The sequence below is a fragment of the Roseibium sp. RKSG952 genome, from assembly GCF_009711355.1.
In genome coordinates this window covers 1-2,185 of sequence record NZ_SMMF01000589.1, presented here as the reverse complement: position 1 = coordinate 2,185, position 2,185 = coordinate 1, and the positions used below count along the sequence as shown (strand labels likewise).

2 protein-coding genes are annotated in these 2,185 nt (G+C 57.6%); both read left to right on the top strand.

Annotation, left to right across the window (positions count from 1 at the left end; all coding sequences use genetic code 11):
• Positions 1-388: AMP-binding protein (locus E1297_RS50705; RefSeq protein ID WP_155133528.1), on the top strand; the 388-nt coding region annotated here is incomplete at its 5' end.
• Positions 291-2,185, top strand: a 1,895-nt coding sequence (locus E1297_RS50700) for an AMP-binding protein (RefSeq protein ID WP_196223154.1), incomplete at its 3' end; no start/stop codon positions are given. The genes E1297_RS50705 and E1297_RS50700, both read left to right, overlap by 98 nt.

Here is a 2,185-nt window from a genome sequence, read left to right as displayed (position 1 = left end):
GGTGACGCTGCTTGCGATCTGGAAGGCGGGTGCGGCCTATCTGCCGCTTGACCCCGAGGACGCCCCAGAGCGGCAGGCGTTTATGCTGAAGGATGCCCGTTCGGGAGTTCTGATAACCGATAAAGCAGCAGGTGCAGCTCTATCAAGCCGTCAGGGCGCGTTGGCAGAAGTCTTGCGGATTGAGCTGGATGATGGAGCCAACCGTGAAAGCGATTTCGTCTTTTTCCGCAGAGCGCGTGACTGTTTCGGATTTCCCGCATCCGCCTACGCAGCGGAATTCCGCTTATGTCTTGTATACATCCGGTTCGACTGGCACCCCCAAGGGGGTCTTGGTCGACAAGGCCAATCTGGACGGATTCTTGAGTTGGGTCATGGCAATCGCACCTGATGCCGGTCACCTCCAGATGATCATGACAACGTCCTCCGGGTTTGACAGCTCCTTGCGGGAAATGCTGTTGCCGATATTGCGCGGCGGTCGGCTTTGGTGCGTACCCGAAGGTGTCCTGAATAAAGATCCACAAGACCTCAGGTATCTTGAAACAACAGCGCTGAACACAACACCTTTGGTGCTGGAACACCTTGTGTCGGTGATAGACCCGGATTGGCTCAAGTCGCTACGTCTTGTCTATTGCGGCGGTGCGCCCCTCGATCCGGTCCTCAAGAACAGGGTGATTGCGGCATGCCCGCATGCGGATCTGTTATTTGGTTATGGCCCGACTGAAACGACCTGCAATGTCACGTGCACGGATTTCAGGTCACTTGAACCGGTAAACGGAACCGTGATCGGGGGACCTATACCGGACACACAGGCCTATATTGTTGACGCATATGTGAACCCGGTGCCTGTTGGCGTCGTAGGCGAGCTTCTGATTGGAGGTATCCAGGTTTCACGGGGCTATCTGGGCCGGGCGGGTCTGACAGCAGAGAAATTCATCGCCGATCCTTTTTCCGGCGAATACAGCGTCCGCTTGTACCGGACGGGCGATCTGGCCCGCTGGCGGGCTGACGCCACACTGGAATTCCTTGGCCGAATCGACAGCCAGATTAAGATCCGGGGCATGCGGGTGGAGCCCGGTGAAATCGAGGCGGTCTTGAGGGAACAAAACGGCATTTCCGCTGCTGTTGTTGTTGCCCGCAGGATCGGTGGTGTTGACAGCGCCGATGTGACACTTGTTGCCTACCTGGTTCCAGACGGAATTGCAGCTGCTGCCGGCCCTTCAGGTTCTCTTGAAAACAACACCTGCTTTGCACCCGAGGTTCTGGACCTTGACGGTTATCTCGACCTTGGACATCTGCGCTTGGAGCTCAAGAAAAGCCTGCCGGACCACATGATTCCGTCTCGCTTTGTCGGGCTCGGAAATATGCCGCTGACTGCGTCGGGCAAGGTTGACCTGAAAGCGCTTCCTCTCGTGGAAGGAACGGTTGTCCAGGCTACATACGAGGCTCCTGTCTCGCCCATTGAAGGGCTCGTTGCAGAAGCTTTCGAAGCCGTTATCGGAATTGAGAGGGCCGGACGGCGAGACAGCTTCTTTGAGCTGGGCGGCCATTCGCTAAGCGCGGTCCGGCTGGCGGCACGGCTTGAACGAAGCACCGGGATGTTTGTAGCCGTTCGCGATGTGTTTGAAAGGCCGACAGTGGCAGGGCTGGCGGAGTACCTGGACCTGGACGGTCGTGTGACAAGTTCCGTGCCGCTATTGGCTTATGGCCGCGACCGGCCTGTCCCGTTGTCGTTCTCCCAGGAGCAACTGTGGTTCCTCGACCGTCTGGATGGCCGGGCAGGGCGGGCCTATCACATCGAAAATGCGCTCCGCATAGAGGGACTGTTGAATGTCAAAGCCCTCGACACGGCCTGTGCTTGCCTTGTGCGGCGGCATGAAGTTTTGCGAACCGTGTTCAGATCAGATGCCGCAGGCGTACCGTATCAGATCATTCACGAAGCGCCCGAGATCGGGTTTCTTGCTGTGGAAGACGGGAGCGGACTGGATGATCAAGACATAAAGGCCAGAGTGTCGGATTTACTGGCCCGTCCTTTCAATCTGGAGACGGGTCCGCTGTTCCGGGCAACATTGATCAAGACCGGGGCCGCGACACATGTGTTTGTGCTTGGCGGCCATCATGCGGTGCTGGATGGCTGGTCGCTTGGTGTGCTGACCCGGGAACTGTCAGCGTTATATTTGGAGGCTTG